Consider the following 17,553-nt stretch of genomic DNA (forward strand, 5'->3'; position numbering starts at 1 on the left):
TGGCGCGAAACGGGTCCCGGAGGAAGCGGTTCGGCGGTGGACCAGGGAAGCAGGTAAATAATTCAACACAAGCTTACGCCTGACAAATGGGCCTAAAGTGCGGCCGCAATGGCATCGCCGATCGCCGCAGTAGTGCGCGGCTCGCCGGTGCGGCTTTCGACGTCGGCGACGACTGCCGCCTCGATCTTACGGGCCGCCGTGGTGTAGCCAAGGTGGTCCAGGAGGAGCACTGCGGAGAGGATGGCCGCGGTGGGATCGGCTTTTTGCTGTCCGGCGATATCCGGTGCTGAGCCGTGAACGGGTTCGAACATGGACGGTGCTGTGCGGTCCATGTTGATGTTGCCCGATGCCGCCAAGCCGATGCCGCCCGTAACGGCAGCTGCGAGGTCGGTCAGGATGTCGCCGAAAAGGTTGTCGGTGACGATGACATCGAAGCGCGAGGGATCGGTAACCATGAAGATGGTTGCAGCATCGATGTGCAGGTAGTCGTGCGTGACCTCGGGGAATTCGCTGGCCACAGCTTCAACGGTGCGCTTCCACAAGTGTCCGGCGAAGACCAGGACGTTGTGCTTGTGGACAAGGGTGACGTGCTTGCGGGGACGTTCGCTGGCGCGGCGGAATGCATCCCGGACCACGCGCTCCACGCCGTGTGCAGTGTTAAGGGAGACTTCCGTGGCAACCTCATGCGGCGTGCCACCGCGCAGGGTGCCGCCGTTGCCGACGTAGGGACCTTCGGTGCCTTCGCGGACAACAATGAAATCGATGATGCCGGGGTTTGCCAGTGGGCTCCCGACGGTTCCGTACAAGCGTGACGGCCGCAGGTTCACGTAGTGGTCCAGGCTGAAGCGGAGCTTGAGCAGCATCTCGCGCTCGATGATGCCGGAGGGAATCCTGGTGTCACCCGGAGCGGCTCCCACTGCACCAAAGAGAATGGCATCACGCGTGCGGAGGTCTGCGAGGACCTCGTCCGGCAGGGTCTCGCCCGTCTCAAGCCAGTGCTGGGCACCGAGCTTGTAGTGGGTCTGCTCAAGGGCTACACCTTCTGCGGCGACAGCCTTTTCGAGGACCTTGACGGCTTCGGCGATGACCTCGGGGCCAATGCCGTCGCCGGGGATGACAGCGAGATTGATGGACGATGCACTCATAGGTCTATCTAGCCAAGCAATCCACATGCTGGTCAAAATCGTCTCACTCCTCGAACATTCTAGTGGAGCGAATCAGACCAGGGCATGACGCCCGGGCCCATAGCCAGCACATAGAGTCTTACCGTGGATAGAAGGCACGAGATATACGAATGGTTCCGGATCAACCGCTTCAAGGTAGACATGACGGCCATGTGCTTGCTGGTCCTCTTGTTCGGACCTGTCTATCTTGTGGCCGACCGCCCCTTGCTCTTTTTCATCTCCTGCGGCCTGCTGTTGCCCCTGGCGTGGCGACGCACGCGTCCCGTGGTCGCGGCCGCCGTCGTGGTTTTGGTGTGTCTGATCCAGTGGTCGGTTGGCGCGGAGCCCGTGGCCGGCCAGATCGCGGTTCCCCTGGTCATCTATGCCACCGCTGCCTATGGACCGGCATGGGCGAGCCGGACGGTCCTGCTGCTTGGTTTGCTGGGCGGCGTCATGCTCACCACGCGCGAATACTCGAGCCCCGCGGAGTCCGGCATCATGGGCCTAACGATCGGGGCCCTCTACACAGTCCTCATCTGGATGCTGGTGCTGGTCAGTTGGACGCTGGGCGACCTTACCCGAGTACGGCGGCTCCAGCTCCAGGCCCTTGAGGACCGAACCCGACGCCTTGAAATCGAGCAGCAACAAGAGCGCCAATTGGCCGCAGCTGATGAACGCTCCCATATTGCTCGGGAAATGCACGACATCGTGGCGCATTCCCTGTCCGTCATCATCACCCAGGCCGATGGTGCCCGGTACGCTGCCGCCGCAAAGCCGGAACTGGCCACCGAAGCGCTGGCCACGATCGCTGCGACGGGCCGGGATTCCCTCGGTGAGATGCGACGGCTGCTCGGCGTGCTGCGCTCGGACCAGGAGGCGCCGACAAGGCCCCAACCGAGGCTTTCCGATCTTGATGAACTCCTTCTGGGCTTCCGCGCTGCCCGGCTCAAAGTCTCCTTCGAACAACTCGGCACGCCTCGCCGGGCACTGCCGGCAGGTGCCGAACTCACGGCCTACCGGATCATTCAGGAAGCCCTCACCAATGTCGTGAAGCATGCCGGACCCCAAGCGGATGCGAGTGTGATTCTCACATGGCAGAGTCGCGGTTTAGAGCTGAACATCGCCGACGACGGTCGCGGCGCCGCCGCTGATCCGCCCACCTCGGGTGGGGGAAACGGCCTCCGGGGCATGGCCGAGCGCATCTCGCTCTACGATGGTTCCTTGACCGCAGGCCCTTTGCAGGGCGGCGGTTTCCGTGTGTCCGCTTTCATTCCCTATTCGGAGGCCTAAGCCATGCTTGAACACCCCGCACCCATCAGGGTGGTGCTCGTCGATGACCAGCACTTGGTCCGCTCGGGGTTCGGCATGCTGATCAATTCCCAACCCGATCTCCAGGTGGTGGCAGAGGCAGGCAACGGAATCGAGGCAGTCCAGGCCCTCAGTGCCACCACGGCGGATGTGGTCCTGATGGATGTGCGCATGCCGGGCATGGACGGCATTGAAGCCACGAGACGCATTTTGGAACAGGCAGCCGGCCAGCCGTCGGGCTCCCAGCGGGCGGAGGTCAAAATTGTGGTCCTCACCACCTTCGACCTTGACGAATATGCTTTGGCTGCGATCCAAGCAGGCGCCAGCGGGTTCCTGCTCAAAGACGCTCCGCCGGAGGAATTGCTGGAGGCCATCCGGACGGTCTACCGTGGCGACGCGGTGATCGCCCCATCCACCACGCGCAGGTTGTTGGACCATGTGGCTCCGCTGCTGAGAAAGCAAACGTCGGAACAAAGCGGGCACGCGGCCGCAGTGGAACGCCTCACCGCTCGTGAACGCGAGGTTTTCCAACTGATCGCCCAGGGCCAGTCCAATCCGGAAATAGCCGCAGGATTGTTTCTGTCAGAGGCGACGGTGAAGACCCACGTGGGCCACATTCTGGCCAAGCTTGGAGCCCGGGACCGCGTGCAGGTGGTGGTCATCGCCTATGAGACAGGCGTGGTCGCCCCCGGAAGCTAGCGCATCGCTTTAAGCCTCGGTCTCAAACCACAGTATGAGTTGACCGTGCCTGGAATGCGTCCCTGGCCCGATCCAGCAGCGCATCCCGGCACATAGCGTGAAAACATGACAACTTTCACGCCCCTCCCCCACAAAACAGGCAACGGCCGTCCCGCTGAATCCGATGCAGCCAGGCCACGCGCAGCAGTTGAGGCTTTCGCCCTGACAAAGAGCTACGGACGCGGCGATACAGGTGTCATGGCCCTGAACGAGGTATCGGTGGGCTTCGACGCCGGCAAGTTCACCGCAATCATGGGCCCTTCGGGGTCCGGCAAATCCACGCTCATGCATTGCCTCGCCGGCCTTGATACAGCGGACTCCGGACGGATCGTCCTGGGCGGCACAGAGCTCACCGGGCTCAACGACCGCCAGCTCACCGCGCTTCGACGCGAGCGCATTGGCTTCGTGTTCCAGGCCTTCAATCTGGTGCCCACCCTCACAGCGGAGCAGAACATCACGCTGCCGCTCGCTTTAGCGGGAACAACCGCCGACGCCGGGTGGCTGGATACCGTAGTCAGCACCCTCGGGTTGACGGACCGGTTGAAGCACCGACCACACGAGTTGTCCGGCGGACAACAGCAGCGCGTCGCCGTAGCCCGAGCGCTGCTGACGCGTCCCGACGTCGTGTTTGGCGACGAGCCGACCGGCAACCTGGACTCCAAAGCCGGCGGCGAAGTGCTTGCGCTCCTGCGTCGCAGCAGCCAGGAGATGGGCCAGACCATCATTATGGTCACCCATGATCCCGTCGCCGCAAGCTATGCAGACCGCGTGGTGCTGATGAGCGACGGCGGCTTGGTAGGCGAGATCCAGGAGCCGACAGCAGAATCAGTTTTGACGGCCCTCGGCAAGCTGGGGGCATAGGGCATGCTGCGCGTAGCTGTCTCCCAACTGACGACGCACTTCCGACGATTCGTCGCAATCGGGCTCGCTGTGATGCTGTCCGTTATGTTCCTCTCCGCCACTCTTATGGTGGGCGCGAGCACCAATGCTTCACTTGGCGCCAGCATCGGCGAGGCCTATCGTAACGCCGATCTTATTGCTACATCCAAGAACGGTGAGGCCTTCAGCCAGGCTGCGGTGGATGCCGCGACGTCTGCACCCGCAGTCAAGGACAACTACGCCGAACGCTCCACGTACGTGACGTTCGTCGCCGGCGGTGGTGAGCAGCAGGGCCGGCTGCGAAACACGGCACCGGCTTCCTTGGAGGGCGCCGTGTTGTCCTCAGGTTCCATGCCGTCGCAGGCCAACGAAGCCGTCATCGACGTCAAGACCGCAGAGCATCTCGGACTCACTGTTGGAAGTACGCTCGAGCTGCACGGTGCCGGACCCGTCAAGAACGCCAAGGTGAAAGTTATCGGCCTGATTCAGGCCACGAATGATCCCTTCTCGTCCTCGGCGGCCCAGCTTGTCGCTTCCGAGTCTGTCCTGAACGCTGTGCAGGATGCCGGAGCAGGCTATTCGGGACTGCAATTCATCCTCCAACCGGGCGAAGACGTCTCCGCAGCGAAGGAGTACATCGCGCACCGCATGGAAGCGGCAGGCGCCGATGCCCCCACCCTGGAAACCGCGCAGGAGAAGGTCACATCCACGGTCGCCATGCTGAGCGCCGGCCAGGATCAACTCACAGTGGTACTGCTCGCCTTTGCCGGCGTCGCTATCCTCGTCTCCACTCTGGTGGTGGCCAATACGTTCTCCGTGCTGGTAGCCCAGCGAACAAGGGAACTAGCGCTTCTTCGGTGTCTCGGCGCGGGCCGGTCCCAAATCCGCGGATCCGTCATGCTGGAGGCACTGGTGGTCGGATTCATTTCCTCCGTGCCGGGCGTGCTTGCCGCAACCGCCCTCATGTACGGGCTCATCGCTTGGGCGAAGACACAGCCTGAACAGGCTTTTGCCACCCTGGCTGTACCACCGTCGGCAATCATCGCGGGCCTTGTGGCCGGAACGCTGCTGACCGTCATCGCAGCCCTCGTCCCCGCCAAAGCCGCTACCGCCGTCGCTCCCCTCGCTGCCCTAAGGCCCGCCGACGACGCTGCTGTTGGCAACCGGCGCGGCAAGGTCCGCCTGATTCTGGGTCTGGTGGCTCTCCTCGGAGGCGCGTCACTGCTGATTTTCGGCAGCACCACAGTCTCACTGCTGATTGCCTTGTTCGGCGGAGCCCTCTCCTTTGTCGGGATCCTGCTGTGCTCAACCCTGTTCATCCCCACGGTGGTGGCCGTGGCAGGCCGCTTGGCCGCGCCTGTGGGTGTTCCCGGGAAGCTGGCTGCAGTCAACGCCACGCGCAACCCCGCCCGAACGTCGGCTACCGCCGCCGCACTGCTGATTGGCGTCACACTGGTGTCCCTGATGATGACCGGCGCCGCAACCTCACGGCAAGCTTTCGACGATACCCTCGCTGAAAATTATCCGGTGGACCTTGCAGCGATGACCGCGGCGGATGACATGGGCTCCGGCGATGCGGCCGTATCCCGCATCAAGGCAATCGACGGCGTCAATACGGCAGTCCTGCTCCCGGCAGTTGGGACTCTTGCGCAGGCCACCCCTGATGGCGGAAATACCATCTATGCAATCTCCGCGGCCGATGCCGCGTCCGTGCTGCGCGACGGCGCACTGCAGCCGGGACCCGGTACCGTCTTCCTGCCCGAGGACTCCGGAGGCGGACCCGCGAAGATCTCGACGGCGGCCGGTTCCGTATCGCTTGATGCCAAAGTCCTGCGGACGCGCCATATTCCGCCATTCGTTGAGAAGTCCAGTCTTGCTTCCACTCCCCTACCGGAAATGCCCGGCATGGTGTGGGTGAAACTGGACGACTCGGTATCGGCGGACCGTGTCCAGGCCATTCAAAAGGAAGTGGCCACAGCCTTGGGCGTGCAGGAACGCACTGTCAGTGGCGCTGCCATCGAGCGTGTGACTTTTAACAGCATCATCGATGTCCTGTTGCTGGTGGTCACAGGCTTGCTGGGCGTGGCCGTGGTGATTGCGCTGATCGGCGTGGCGAACACGTTGTCCCTCTCCGTCCTTGAACGAACGCGGGAGAACTCCTTGCTGAGGGCACTGGGCCTGACGACGGGCCAACTCCGGGGAATGCTCGCGATCGAGGCCGTGCTCGTAGCCGGTGTGGCCGCAGTCCTGGGTGCGGGCATCGGCGTCGTCTATGGTTGGCTGGGCGCCCAGGCCGCTCTTGGCGGTGTGGCTGATGTTGTGCCAGCAGTTCCGTGGCTGCAACTCGCAACGGTGTTCGGCGTAGCCGTAGTGGCGGGTTTGCTGGCCTCCGTGCTTCCTGCCCATCGTGCAGCGCGCCTGTCCCCAGTGGAGGGTTTGGCCACGGCCTAATCCCTCTCCCACATCAAACCTGCCAAATGAGAAATGCTCTCTCACTTCCTTTCCCTGAACAGGAGGAAGTGAGAGAGCATTTCTGATTAAGGGCTGCTATGTGAGAGAGCGAATGGTGCCTACGCTTCCGCTGGTTCCTCGTAGCGCGGGAAGATCGGCGTCGGAGCCGGAAGTTCAGTTCCCGGAACGATCGGCGTGGCGATGGCAGCAAATTGCCTGGCATCGCCTTCGGGCTGTCCGAGCACCTCAAGGAGCTTGGCGGACGAGGAAGGCATCACCGGCTGGGCAAGGATCGCCACGATGCGGACAACTTCCAGGGTGACGTACAGCACGGTATTCATGCGCTCGACGTCGGTCTTCCGCAGCACCCACGGGGCCTGATCGGCGAAGTAGGCATTGGTGTCGCCCAGCACTGTCCAGATAGCCTCAAGGGCGCGGCTGAACTCCTGCTTGTCAAAGGCGCCCCGGGCGGTAGCCAGCAATTCTCCGGCCTTGGCGAGCAGGGCGTTGTCCACGGCCGTGAACTCTCCGGGGACAGGAACCTTGCCTTCACAGTTCTTCGCGACCATGGACAATGAACGCTGGGCAAGATTACCGAAGTTGTTGGCCAGGTCCGAATTCATGCGGCCCACGATAGCCTCATGGTTGTAGCTGCCGTCGGCCCCAAAGGGGACCTCCCGGAGGAAGAAGAACCGGCACTGGTCCAGCCCGTACTGCGCCACGAAGTCCTGTGGGGCGACAACATTGCCCAGGGACTTGGACATCTTCACGCCGTTGTTGGTCAGGAAGCCGTGGATCATGACGCGCTTGGGCAATGCCAGGCCGGCGCTCATGAGGAAGGCAGGCCAGTAGATCGCGTGGAAGCGGGAGATGTCCTTGCCTATGACGTGGACATCGGCAGGCCAGAATTTCCTGAAGGACTCGGACTCCACGTCCGGGTATCCGGCACCGGTGAGGTAATTCGTCAAGGCATCCACCCAGACGTACATGACGTGCTTCTCGTCGCCGGGAACAGGAACACCCCAGTCGAAAGTGGTGCGGCTGATGGAGAGATCATCAAGTCCGCGCTTCACAAAGCTGATGACCTCGTTGAACCGGGACTGCGGCGCACCAAACTCAGGCTGGGCCTCATAGAGGGCCAGGAGTTTCTCCTGGTAAGCGGACAAGCGGAAGAAGTAGCTCTCCTCAGCAGTCCAGGTGACGAGGGTGTCCGTCTCTTTCGAGTAACGTAGGCCGTCTTCCTTGACGACAGTATCGTCCTCAACGTAATACGCTTCGTCGCGGACCGAGTACCAGCCCTCGTACTTGGACAAGTAGATGTCACCGTTCGCTTCCATCTTCTTCCAGATGGCTTGCGACGCCGTGTAGTGGTCCGGGTCCGTGGTGCGGATGAAACGGTCATGGGAGATTCCCAGGTCCTGGCTCATCTGCTTGAACGCCGCGGAGTTGCGGTCGGCGAGTTGCTTGGCGGTAATGCCTTCCTTCTCGGCCGACTGCTGCATCTTGAGCCCGTGCTCGTCCGTGCCGGTCATGAAGAACACCTCATGTCCGTCGAGGCGCTTGAAGCGCGCCATGGCATCAGTCGCGATGACCTCGTAGGCGTGTCCGATGTGGGGCACGCCATTGGGGTAGCTGATAGCGGTGGTGATGTAGAACGGGGATTTCTCTGCAGACGTCACTCTAAGAAGTTACCTTTTTTTCGGATGGAATGACTGGACCGGCCGCAAATGACGGCCGGTCCGGTCTGTGCCGGACATTCCGGCGAAGGAGCAGTCTTGCGGACTAGTTCAGTTCGGTCAGCGTATCGCTGAGCCGGACCAGTTCGTGGTCGTGTGAAGCCACGAGCACAGCGATGCCATCGTTCGTGGTGTCCTTCAGGATGCCGATGATGCGGTTGGCTGCAGCACGGTCCAGGCTGGCGGTGGGCTCATCCACCACCAGGACGCGGGTACCCAGGATCAGGGCCCTCGCGATTGCCACACGCTGACGCTCACCGCCGGAAAGCTGGGCGGGACGGTGCCGCATGCGGCGTCCGAGGCCCACCAGGTCCAGGAGGTCCTTGGCCATCTCCGTGCGCTGTTCTACTTCCCCATCCGGCACGGCGGGTAGCAGTACGTTCTCGAGGGCGCTCATGCCGTCGATCAAGGCACCGCCCTGATCGACGTAGCCGATCAAAGCACGACGCCGGTCAGCGATCTCGTCGTCGCCCATGGATGCCAGGGACTGGCCTTCCCAAAACACGGTGCCTGACGTCGGCAGGGTCAGCCCGGCGCTGACGGTCAGGATACTGGTCTTACCCGAGCCGCTTCGGCCGGCGATGCAGTGCATCTCGCCTGCGTGCAAGGTGAGGTTGAAGTCATCCACGACGTCGACTTCCTCGGCGCCGCCCTTGTCTCCGCCGTAGTGGATAGTGACGCGGCTGAGCTCCAAGGGAGTGGCGTGGTCGGATGCCCGGACGATGGTGTTGGCACGTGTCTGCAGCGACTCGTCCGTGGATTCCGGGGTCGCCGTCAGCTCGGGGTTGAGGTTGTCAGTCATTTGACTACTTTCGTTGCAATCGGAATCCAGCAAATTACGGCCAGCAGCCCGGCCAATCCGGCCCAGAGTGCTGCGTACGGAGCAAGGAGCAGCCCCAGTCCAAGGGCACCAAGGACGCCCAAGGGAAGCGCCACGGTGCCGACAAGTGCATTTTCAAAGAAGCGGACCTGGCCCAGCATGTCCGGGTTCCAGCCCATGGCACGCAAAGTGCCAAGATACTCGCGCTTGGCATGGAGCTCGAACCGCCCGGTCACGAGTGTGAGCAGCAGACCCACAACTACGCCGAACACAGCGAGGATCACGCTGGGCAAGGCGATGCTCGCGGCGGCCAGCCCACTCAAGGCACTGGCTCCTGCTGCCCGGGGGATGTCGATCAACAGTGCGATCAAGGCTCCGACTGCGGCACCAAAGACGCCTACGGCCACGGCCAACGAAACAGAGTTGAACCGGTTGGTAGTGAGCTGCCTGTTGGCGAACGTCAAGGGCGAATCAACAGTGACGAGGCGCTCATCATGCTGCGGTTCCTGGTCTACCTCCACGCGGTGACGCAGCTGCTGGGCAGCCAGCAACGCAGCGCCCACGTAGATGATGAGCATGGTCACTGAGACGATCACGGTGGCAAGGTTCCAACTGAGCAGGCTCAAGATGATCCCTGCCGCAGCCAGGGCAGCCGCGCCCACGGCGAACTCTTCGAGCACCCAGGACCTGACGCGCTTCTGCGTCCAGCCCATTGCCCTCAGGATGCCTGCTTCGCTCCGGCGCTGCCGAATGTAGCTGACGGTCGAGGCACCAGTCAGGAGCGTGGCGCCAAGAAGCGTCAAGAAGAGGAGGGTGATGTTGGTGCCTGTCAGCGAACCCGAAACGGCGTCAGCCGCGTCCTGCCGAACCCAGGACTGCTGGACTGTGCCCAGCGGAGATTCCTTGCCGGCGTCGTCCTTGCTGTACCCAGGGACGAAGATGTTGGCGTCTTCGCGGGCGGAACCCGCCACGACGGTCGCTTCAAGGCCCAGTTCACGGATCTGGGCGGCCAGCTTTTCAACGTCCGGCTGGGCCTGTTTCCACGTTCCGGTGGCATTGGCGCGGACACGAATGGCATCGATGACGTCGGCATTGGTGTCATAGCCACGGGCTGCGGCCAGGCCGTAGTAGTCAGTGATGGCGCCGGCGGACTGGCTGACCAGACCTGTGGCGCTCAGTGATGGCTTCAGGACAGTGCCATTGGCGTCCTTGCCCTCGGCGTCCTTGCTCAGTGTCAAGGGAGCTGGGTCATAGCCACCCAACGGGAGCTTGTTGACGTCACCCGCCGCGGCCTGAACGTCTGCCGGGTTAAACGTGCCGTACACCATCGGCATGGGAGTCGCGGGCTTTTTTCCGGTTTCCAGGTCTTCACGGTAGGAGCGCTCGTCCACAGGCTTGCGCTGGGTCTGGTCCACGGCTGCGCCGAAGGACGACTTTTCCGGAAGCCGGTTGACTGTCACCCAGTCCCCCGGCGTTGCCGTCTTGTCCGAAGCACCATTGGAGGCTTCGTCGCCCTCCTTGTACTTCGGGGCTGCAGCAAAAGCTGTACTCCAGGTCGCCGGATTGTAGAGCCCTTGGCTGAAGGAGGCAGTACTGCCCAGGAGTTGGCTGTGATCCGTGGAACCCGGCCATTCAAGGGCAAACGGGGCCTTGGAAACGAACGGCAGGTAGTCCTTGTCCAGGGACCGCGTTGCAGTACCGACATCCTTGACTACTTTGCCGTTGTTGTCGATTTCCTCGATCTTGACCGAGTACTTCAAATCCAGCGACGTTCCCGAGCGGACAATCAGCGGAATGGCCTGGGAGTCATCGGTCAGCAGTCCGTCACGCTTTGCCTGCTGGTACTGCGTCATCAAGGGAGCCCAGTACTTCAGCTTCACACCGAGGAAATCAGGTCCTTCTTCAAGCTGGTTCATGCTGAGGCCGCTGGTGAAGAGGCTTTCGAAATGCCGGCCAATAGCGCCTGCATTGCGGGCGTCCGCTGGCGGAGCCTTCTCCAAGGGTGCAAGGAAATCACCTGCGGAGCCCAAGAGCGCCCGCTCGGAGGCAGGATCGACGGCGACGACGGATTCCGTCACCTCCGGCGCCAGTGGAAGCGCCACCGAAAGATTGAAGAGGTTGTGCTCCGATCCGAGTGCTGGAGCCGGGAACTTTATCCCGGTCTCGCCGTCCGGACCTGCAATCCGGACGTTCGAACCACCAGCAGCTTGTTCCTGGATCAAACGGCCCTTGCCCAGGGTGCCTTCCGCGCTGGTCTTGAAAAGGGTCTGCTGGTTGACGCCATCTGAGCTTGTGGCGGAGGCCGTCAGCCGGTACTTCTTGGGCGTGTCGGACAAAACAGATTCAGCTGCGGGCCACTTGCTGGAGTCCATGGCCGAGGGGTCACCTGCAGTTATTCCACCGGCAAGGCCTGCGTTGTACCCAAGGTAGTCCATGGCATTGAGGCGCGGAGCCTCGAGGTTCTGAGAAACCCGCGAAACGAGGCTGATGGGGGCAGCGACAGCAGTCTGGCCCATGGTGCGGATTTTCTCCAGCTGCTCAAAGCTGATGCCGCCCTGCCCATTGGCAATTTCCGGCTGGATCAGCGCGCCGCCGTCCCCGTCCTGTGAGGGGTCCGGCTTCGCCTGGACCAGGATGTCGTAGAGTCCCCGCGAGTTCTCATCCACAGTCCTGTTCAGAGCGGCCTGTGACTGGCTCTGGACTAGCACGGACAAGCACATCGCGACGATCAAAATGGCCGCGGTCAGCAGCAGCACACGGCTTCTGATGAACCTTTGGACGGCGTTCATTGGGCTCCCTGAGACCTTGATTGCGGGCGCGCACACATGCTCCGTGAATCCTTGAAAAACACAAAGGAATCCCGGGCTCTATGTGCAAAAAGTAGTGGCCGGCCTGCTGCCGGGTCCGAATCCCGGACCAAGCCATTGTAAGCAGACCGGCCACCGTTGCGTGTCAGTGGTGTGTCCCCGGCACGCGAACTTGGCTGATGAGGAGCAGTCCTAGTCCTCCAGGTCCACCTCGCGGACCATGTCCGCGCCAATGCCCGCCTTGATGGCTTCCAATACCTGCTGCGGAACAGAACTGTCGATTGTCAGGAGCGCAAGCACCTGGCCCCCCTCGGTCTGGCGCGCAACCTGCATGCCGCCGATGTTGATGTTGTTCATGCCCAGGATGTGGCCGATGGTGCCAATGACACCGGGACGGTCCGCGTAGGCCACGACCACCAGGTGCTCACTGATGGGGATTTCCACGTCATAGCCGTTGACGCCGACGAGCTTCTCCACTTGCTTGGGTCCGGTCAGGGTACCGGCAACGGAGATCTGGGAACCGTCGCTGAGCGCACCACGGATGGTGAGGACGTTGCGGTAGTCCTCGGCGTCCGGGGTGGTGATCAGGCGGGTATTGATACCGCGCTGCTCTGCGATGACGGGGGCGTTGACGTAGGAGACCTGCTCCGTGACGACATCGGCGAAGACGCCCTTCAAGGCAGCGAGCTCAAGCACCTTGACGTCCAGCGCGGCAATCTCGCCGGCAACCTCGACGTCGATCTGGGTCAGCGACGCATGGGTCAGCGCCGTGAAGATCCGGCCGAGCTTTTCGATCAGCGGGATGCCCGGTCGGATGTCCGGGGCGATCACACCGCCTGCAACGTTCACAGCATCCGGCACGAGCTCGCCGGCAAGGGCAAGGCGTACGGACTTGGCCACGGAGACACCAGCCTTTTCCTGGGCCTCGTCCGTGGATGCGCCGAGGTGCGGGGTGACTACCACGTTGTCCAGTTCGAAGAAAGGCAGATCCGTGCTGGGTTCCTTGACGAAGACATCCACGCCGGCACCGGCAATCTGGCCTTCCTTCAGGGCGATGTAGAGGGCTTCCTCATCAACCAGGCCGCCACGGGCAACGTTGATGACGTAGGCCGTTTCCTTCATCTTGCGGAAGGCGTCGGCGCCAAGCATGCCCACAGTCTCGGGCGTCTTGGGCATGTGGATAGTGATGAAGTCGGAGTTTTCCAGGAGTTCATCCAAGGTGACCAGCTTGACCCCGAGCTGTGCGGCACGAGCGGCCGTGATGTAGGGGTCGTACGCCAGGATCTCGGTTTCGAACCCCTGCAGGCGGGCTGCCACGAGGGCGCCGATACGGCCCAGGCCGATGATGCCGATCTTCTTCTCGAAGAGTTCGATGCCGGTGTACTTGGAACGTTTCCACTCACCGTTCTTCAGCGCGGAGCTCGCCTGGGGAATGTGGCGGGCGAGGCTCAGGATGTGCCCTACCGTCAACTCGGCTGCTGAAACGATGTTGGACGTCGGTGCGTTGACCACCATGACACCGGCCTGCGTCGCGGACTTGATGTCCACGTTGTCCAGTCCCACCCCGGCACGGGCGATGACCTTAAGGTTCTTCGCAGCGGCAATGGCCTCGGCATCAACCTGGGTGGCCGAGCGAACCAGGATTGCGTCGACGTCGGCGATGGCGGACAGCAGCTGGGAACGGTCGGCGCCGTCGATTTGGCGGATTTCAAAGTCCGGGCCCAATGCCTCGACGGTGGCGGGTGAAAGTTCCTCAGCGAGGAGGACGACGGGTTTGGTGGCTGACACGGGGTGGCACCTTACTTTGGACAACTTTGGGACAGTACTGGACAAGGAGCGGATGCGGGGGCCGGACACGACGCCGGACCAGCCCAGAATATCGAACCTGGGCAAGGATTCCGGTGCCGGTGAACGATGTTACGGCCCCGTTGAGGTTGTTGTGAAGAAATTCACAGGACGCTGTGTTGGGAGGAGCGGCTGCGAAACAGCGACGCCCGCCCGGCTTTGTTTGCCGGACGGGCGTCGGTTCAGTGCCCAGGGCACTGGGCAAAAGGTCAGCGGGCTGCGGAGCCTTCGACGTAGTCCTGGTCCTGCTGCTGCCAGGAGAACAAGGAACGCAGTTCGCGTCCAACCTCTTCGATCGGGTGCTGCTCTGCCTTGGCACGCAGTTCCTTGAACTCGACGGCGCCGTTGTCCTGGTCCTCGATGAAGCGCTTGGCGAAGGCACCACTCTGGATGTCCGCGAGGACAGCCTTCATGTTTTCCTTCACCTCGGGAGTGATGACGCGGGGGCCGGAAACGTAGTCGCCGTACTCTGCGGTGTCGGAGACGCTCCAGCGCTGCTTGGCGATGCCACCTTCCCACATGAGGTCAACGATGAGCTTGAGCTCGTGAAGGACCTCGAAGTAGGCGATTTGCGGCTGGTAGCCGGCTTCGGTGAGGGTTTCGAAGCCGTACTGGACCAGCTGGGAAACGCCGCCACAAAGGACGGACTGCTCGCCGAAGAGGTCCGTTTCGGTCTCTTCGGTGAAGGTGGTCTTGATGACACCGGCGCGCGTGCCACCGATGGCCTTGGCGTAGGACTTGGCCAACTCCCAAGCGGAACCGGATGCGTCCTGCTCAACAGCGATGATGTCCGGGATGCCTCGGCCGGCTTCGAATTCGCGGCGCACGGTGTGGCCCGGAGCCTTCGGAGCGATCAGGATGACGTCGACGCCTGCGGGCGGCTCGATGTAGCCGAAGCGGATGTTGAAGCCGTGGGCGAAGGCGAGTGCCTTGCCTTCGGTCAGCTTGTCCTTGATGGAGTCGTTGTAGATCGCGCGCTGGTGCTGGTCCGGCGCAAGGATCATGATGACGTCGGCCCATTCAGCGGCGTCGGCAACGTTCTTGACCGTGAAGCCTGCGTCCTCTGCCTTGGCGGTCGACTTCGACCCTTCCTTCAGCGCGATAACAACCTCGACGCCGGAATCGCGCAGGTTCAGTGCGTGCGCGTGGCCCTGGGAACCGTAGCCGACGATGGCAACCTTGCGGCCCTGGATGATCGACAGGTCTGCGTCGTCGTCGTAGAACATTTCAGTCACTTGCGTAACTCCTCTTGAGTGGTTTCTGGATATTGATGTGGTGCTGCGGTACTGGACGCAACGCTCGGCATGGCCTGCTAACGCAGGCTCTGCCTGTTTCCTACGCGGAGCGGAGCGCCCTGTCACTCATGGAGCGGGATCCCCGTCCAACGGCCAGGGTGCCGGACTGCACGATTTCACGGATGCCGAATGGTTCGAGCACTGAGAGCAGTGCAGCGAGCTTCTCGGGGGTACCGGTTGCCTCGATCACCAACGAGTCTGTAGACACGTCGACGACGGCGGCACGGAACAGGTCTGCAGCTTGGGTTACCTGCAGGCGTGTCGCGGCATCCGCACGTACCTTGACCAGGATGTGGTCGCGTTGTACGGAAGATTCGGAAGTCAGTTCAACGATCTTGATCACGTTGATCAACTTGTTGAGCTGCTTGGTGACCTGCTCGATGAGGTCGCCGTCGGCATCGACGACGACCGTCATGCGGGACATGCCGGGAACTTCAGTGGGTCCCACAGCCAGTGAATTGATGTTGAACGCGCGCCGGGCGAAGAGGCTGGCTACGCGGGTCAGCACGCCGGGCTTGTCTTCGACCAGAACGGACAGTGTGTGGCGGCTCATGCCTAGTCCTCCTCTTCCCATTCCGGGGTCATATTGCGGGCAACCTGGATTTGGTCATTGCTGACACCTGCGGGGACCATCGGCCACACCATCGAGTTGGGGCTGACGACGAAGTCGATCACGACAGGACGGTCATTGATTTCCAGTGCCTTTTGGATGGTGGCATCGATGTCTTCGTCCCGCTCACAACGCAGTGCAGCACAACCATATGCATCTGCCAGCTTGACGAAGTCCGGAATGCGGACGGTGTCGTGGCCGGTGTTCAGATCGGTATTCGAGTAGCGGCCTTCGTAGAACAGTGTCTGCCATTGGCGGACCATGCCCAGCGAGGAATTGTTGATGATGGCGACCTTGATCGGGATGTTGTTGATGGCGCAGGTGGCCAGTTCCTGATTGGTCATCTGGAAGCAGCCGTCACCGTCAATGGCCCAGACCACGCGGTCCGGCTCACCAACCTTGGCACCCATTGCTGCCGGAACCGAGTATCCCATGGTTCCGGCTCCACCGGAGTTCAGCCAGGCGTGGGGACGCTCATACTTGATGAATTGCGCAGCCCACATCTGGTGCTGGCCAACGCCGGCCACATAGATACCTTCCGGACCCGTGAGCTCGCCAATGCGCTTGATCACGCGCTGCGGTGCCGTCAGTCCATCCTCGGGCTCAGTCCAACCCAAGGGGTAGGTGTCGCGCAGATTGCCCAGGAACGCCCACCAAGAGTCCAGATCCGGTGCGCCGCTGAGCTCGAACTGCGTCTTCACGGCCTCGGTCAGTTCCGGAATGATCTCTTTCACGGAACCGACAATAGGGACATCGGCCGTCCGGTTCTTGGAGATCTCCGCCGGATCGATGTCCGCGTGGATCACCTTGGCAAAAGGAGCGAAGGTCTTCAACACACCGGTGACGCGGTCATCGAACCTGGCGCCGAGGGTGATGAGGAGGTCTGCCTGCTGCAGGGCGGTAACCGCAGATACCGAACCGTGCATGCCCGGCATTCCAACGTGGAGGGGATGCGAGTCCGGGAACGCGCCGCGGGCCATCAGCGTAGTGACTACCGGCGCTCCGGTTGCCAGGGCCAATTCCATGAGTTCGGCAGAGGCATGTCCCTTGACCACACCGCCACCCACATAGAGAACGGGCTTGCGGGAGGCTGCGATCAGCTTGGCAGCTTCACGGACCTGCTTGCTGTGGCCGCGGACCACAGGACGGTAGCCCGGCAAGTCAACCTTCGGCGGCCACGAGAACGTCATCTGGCCTACCTGGGCATCCTTGGCAATATCTACCAGGACGGGTCCCGGGCGGCCGGTAGAAGCAAGGTGGAAGGCTTCGGCCATGACATGCGGGATGTCGTTGGGATCGGTTACCAGGAAGGAGTGCTTGGTGATGGGCATAGTGATGCCCACGATGTCCGCTTCCTGGAACGCGTCCGTACCAATGACGCCACTGGCGACCTGGCCGGTAATGGCTACCATCGGCACGGAGTCCATATGGGCGTCCATGATGGCGGTAACGAGGTTGGTGGCACCGGGTCCCGAGGTGGCGATGCACACGCCAACCCGTCCGGTAACCATGGCGTAGCCTTGCGCGGCGTGGCCGGCTCCCTGTTCGTGACGGACCAGGATGTGATTCATGCTGGAGGCCATCAAGGGGTCGTAGGTGGGCAGGATCGCGCCACCGGGCAAACCGAAAATATCGTCCACGCCGAGTTCTTCGAGCGAACGGACAATTGCTTGCGAGCCGGTCATCACCGTTGGGGGTACAACGTTGTTCGGCCCAAGTACAGGAGAGAGAGGTGCAGCAGTGTCGACGACGACGGCCTCAGCCGTTCGGTCGACCTTTTCCGGAGCCTTTGGGGCTCCAGCGGACTTTGCAGCCATCAGCGAGGGGCTGATCGGCGATCCTTTGCTCATCGGACTCTTCCTTAGTGGATCTTCAGTTGATGGGTCTTGCTTCGGGGAATA

Annotated in this window: 12 protein-coding genes; 4 read left to right on the forward strand and 8 right to left on the reverse strand. The window is 62.2% G+C overall.

Translation table 11 applies throughout. The annotated features are described in order from the left end of the window. Positions 1-92: 92 nt before the first annotated feature. Positions 93-1,145, reverse strand: a complete 1,053-nt coding sequence (locus VUN82_16310) for a 3-isopropylmalate dehydrogenase (protein XAS70653.1) — start codon at positions 1,143-1,145, stop codon at positions 93-95. 123 nt (positions 1,146-1,268) lie between these two features. Here VUN82_16310 and VUN82_16315 point away from each other — a divergent pair, with 123 nt between their 5' ends. The 4 genes from VUN82_16315 to VUN82_16330 all read left to right on the forward strand — a co-directional run bounded on the left by VUN82_16315 (position 1,269) and on the right by VUN82_16330 (position 6,539). Next, positions 1,269-2,453, forward strand: coding sequence for a histidine kinase (locus tag VUN82_16315; GenBank protein ID XAS70654.1), 1,185 nt, complete (start codon positions 1,269-1,271; stop codon positions 2,451-2,453). A 3-nt stretch (positions 2,454-2,456) separates the two neighbouring features. After that, entirely contained in the window at positions 2,457-3,170 is a 714-nt protein-coding gene (locus VUN82_16320) for a response regulator transcription factor (GenBank protein ID XAS70655.1), read from the forward strand. 105 nt (positions 3,171-3,275) lie between these two features. Then, positions 3,276-4,070 (forward strand): ABC transporter ATP-binding protein, encoded by a 795-nt coding sequence (locus VUN82_16325; protein ID XAS70656.1) that lies wholly within the window; start codon positions 3,276-3,278, stop codon positions 4,068-4,070. A gap of 3 nt (positions 4,071-4,073) precedes the next feature. Beyond that, positions 4,074-6,539 carry an ABC transporter permease gene (locus VUN82_16330; GenBank protein XAS70657.1) on the forward strand — a complete coding sequence of 822 codons (2,466 nt, stop codon included), beginning with the start codon at positions 4,074-4,076 and terminating at the stop codon, positions 6,537-6,539. Positions 6,540-6,658: 119 nt separating this feature from the next. Here the strand turns inward: VUN82_16330 and metG are convergent, their stop codons facing one another. The 7 genes from metG to VUN82_16365 form a co-directional block, all read right to left on the reverse strand. Continuing rightward, positions 6,659-8,218, reverse strand: coding sequence for a methionine--tRNA ligase (gene metG / locus VUN82_16335; protein XAS70658.1), 1,560 nt, complete (start codon positions 8,216-8,218; stop codon positions 6,659-6,661). Between the two features lie 103 nt (positions 8,219-8,321). Continuing rightward, positions 8,322-9,077: an ATP-binding cassette domain-containing protein gene (locus VUN82_16340; protein XAS70659.1), complete on the reverse strand. Its 756-nt coding sequence runs from the start codon at positions 9,075-9,077 to the stop codon at positions 8,322-8,324. Beyond that, positions 9,074-11,884: an FtsX-like permease family protein gene (locus VUN82_16345; protein ID XAS70660.1), complete on the reverse strand. Its 2,811-nt coding sequence runs from the start codon at positions 11,882-11,884 to the stop codon at positions 9,074-9,076. Before VUN82_16345 ends, VUN82_16340 begins: the two co-directional genes overlap by 4 nt. Before the next feature lie 210 nt (positions 11,885-12,094). Beyond that, positions 12,095-13,690, reverse strand: a complete 1,596-nt coding sequence (gene serA / locus VUN82_16350) for a phosphoglycerate dehydrogenase (protein XAS70661.1) — start codon at positions 13,688-13,690, stop codon at positions 12,095-12,097. Between the two features lie 266 nt (positions 13,691-13,956). Beyond that, complete coding sequence (gene ilvC / locus VUN82_16355) at positions 13,957-14,982, reverse strand: ketol-acid reductoisomerase (GenBank protein ID XAS70662.1); 1,026 nt, start codon at positions 14,980-14,982, stop codon at positions 13,957-13,959. 100 nt (positions 14,983-15,082) lie between these two features. Further along, the gene (gene ilvN / locus VUN82_16360) at positions 15,083-15,595 is read right to left on the reverse strand and encodes an acetolactate synthase small subunit (GenBank protein XAS70663.1); all 513 of its coding nucleotides are present in this window, start codon (positions 15,593-15,595) and stop codon (positions 15,083-15,085) included. A 2-nt stretch (positions 15,596-15,597) separates the two neighbouring features. Then, a complete protein-coding gene (locus VUN82_16365; GenBank protein ID XAS70664.1) occupies positions 15,598-17,502 on the reverse strand; it encodes an acetolactate synthase large subunit in 1,905 nt (634 codons plus the stop codon). Between the last annotated feature and the right edge of the window lie 51 nt (positions 17,503-17,553).

The organism is Micrococcaceae bacterium Sec5.1, from assembly GCA_039636795.1.
Taxonomy (GTDB): domain Bacteria; phylum Actinomycetota; class Actinomycetes; order Actinomycetales; family Micrococcaceae; genus Arthrobacter.

Coding starts and splice junctions, on each gene's coding strand:
- VUN82_16310 (XAS70653.1), bottom strand. CDS start 1,145: ATGAGTGCATCGTCCATCAATCTCGCTGTCATCCCCGGCGACGGCATT.
- VUN82_16320 (XAS70655.1), top strand. CDS start 2,457: ATGCTTGAACACCCCGCACCCATCAGGGTGGTGCTCGTCGATGACCAG.
- VUN82_16325 (XAS70656.1), top strand. CDS start 3,276: ATGACAACTTTCACGCCCCTCCCCCACAAAACAGGCAACGGCCGTCCC.
- VUN82_16330 (XAS70657.1), top strand. CDS start 4,074: ATGCTGCGCGTAGCTGTCTCCCAACTGACGACGCACTTCCGACGATTC.
- VUN82_16340 (XAS70659.1), bottom strand. CDS start 9,077: ATGACTGACAACCTCAACCCCGAGCTGACGGCGACCCCGGAATCCACG.
- VUN82_16345 (XAS70660.1), bottom strand. CDS start 11,884: ATGAACGCCGTCCAAAGGTTCATCAGAAGCCGTGTGCTGCTGCTGACC.
- ilvN (XAS70663.1), bottom strand. CDS start 15,595: ATGAGCCGCCACACACTGTCCGTTCTGGTCGAAGACAAGCCCGGCGTG.
- VUN82_16365 (XAS70664.1), bottom strand. CDS start 17,502: ATGAGCAAAGGATCGCCGATCAGCCCCTCGCTGATGGCTGCAAAGTCC.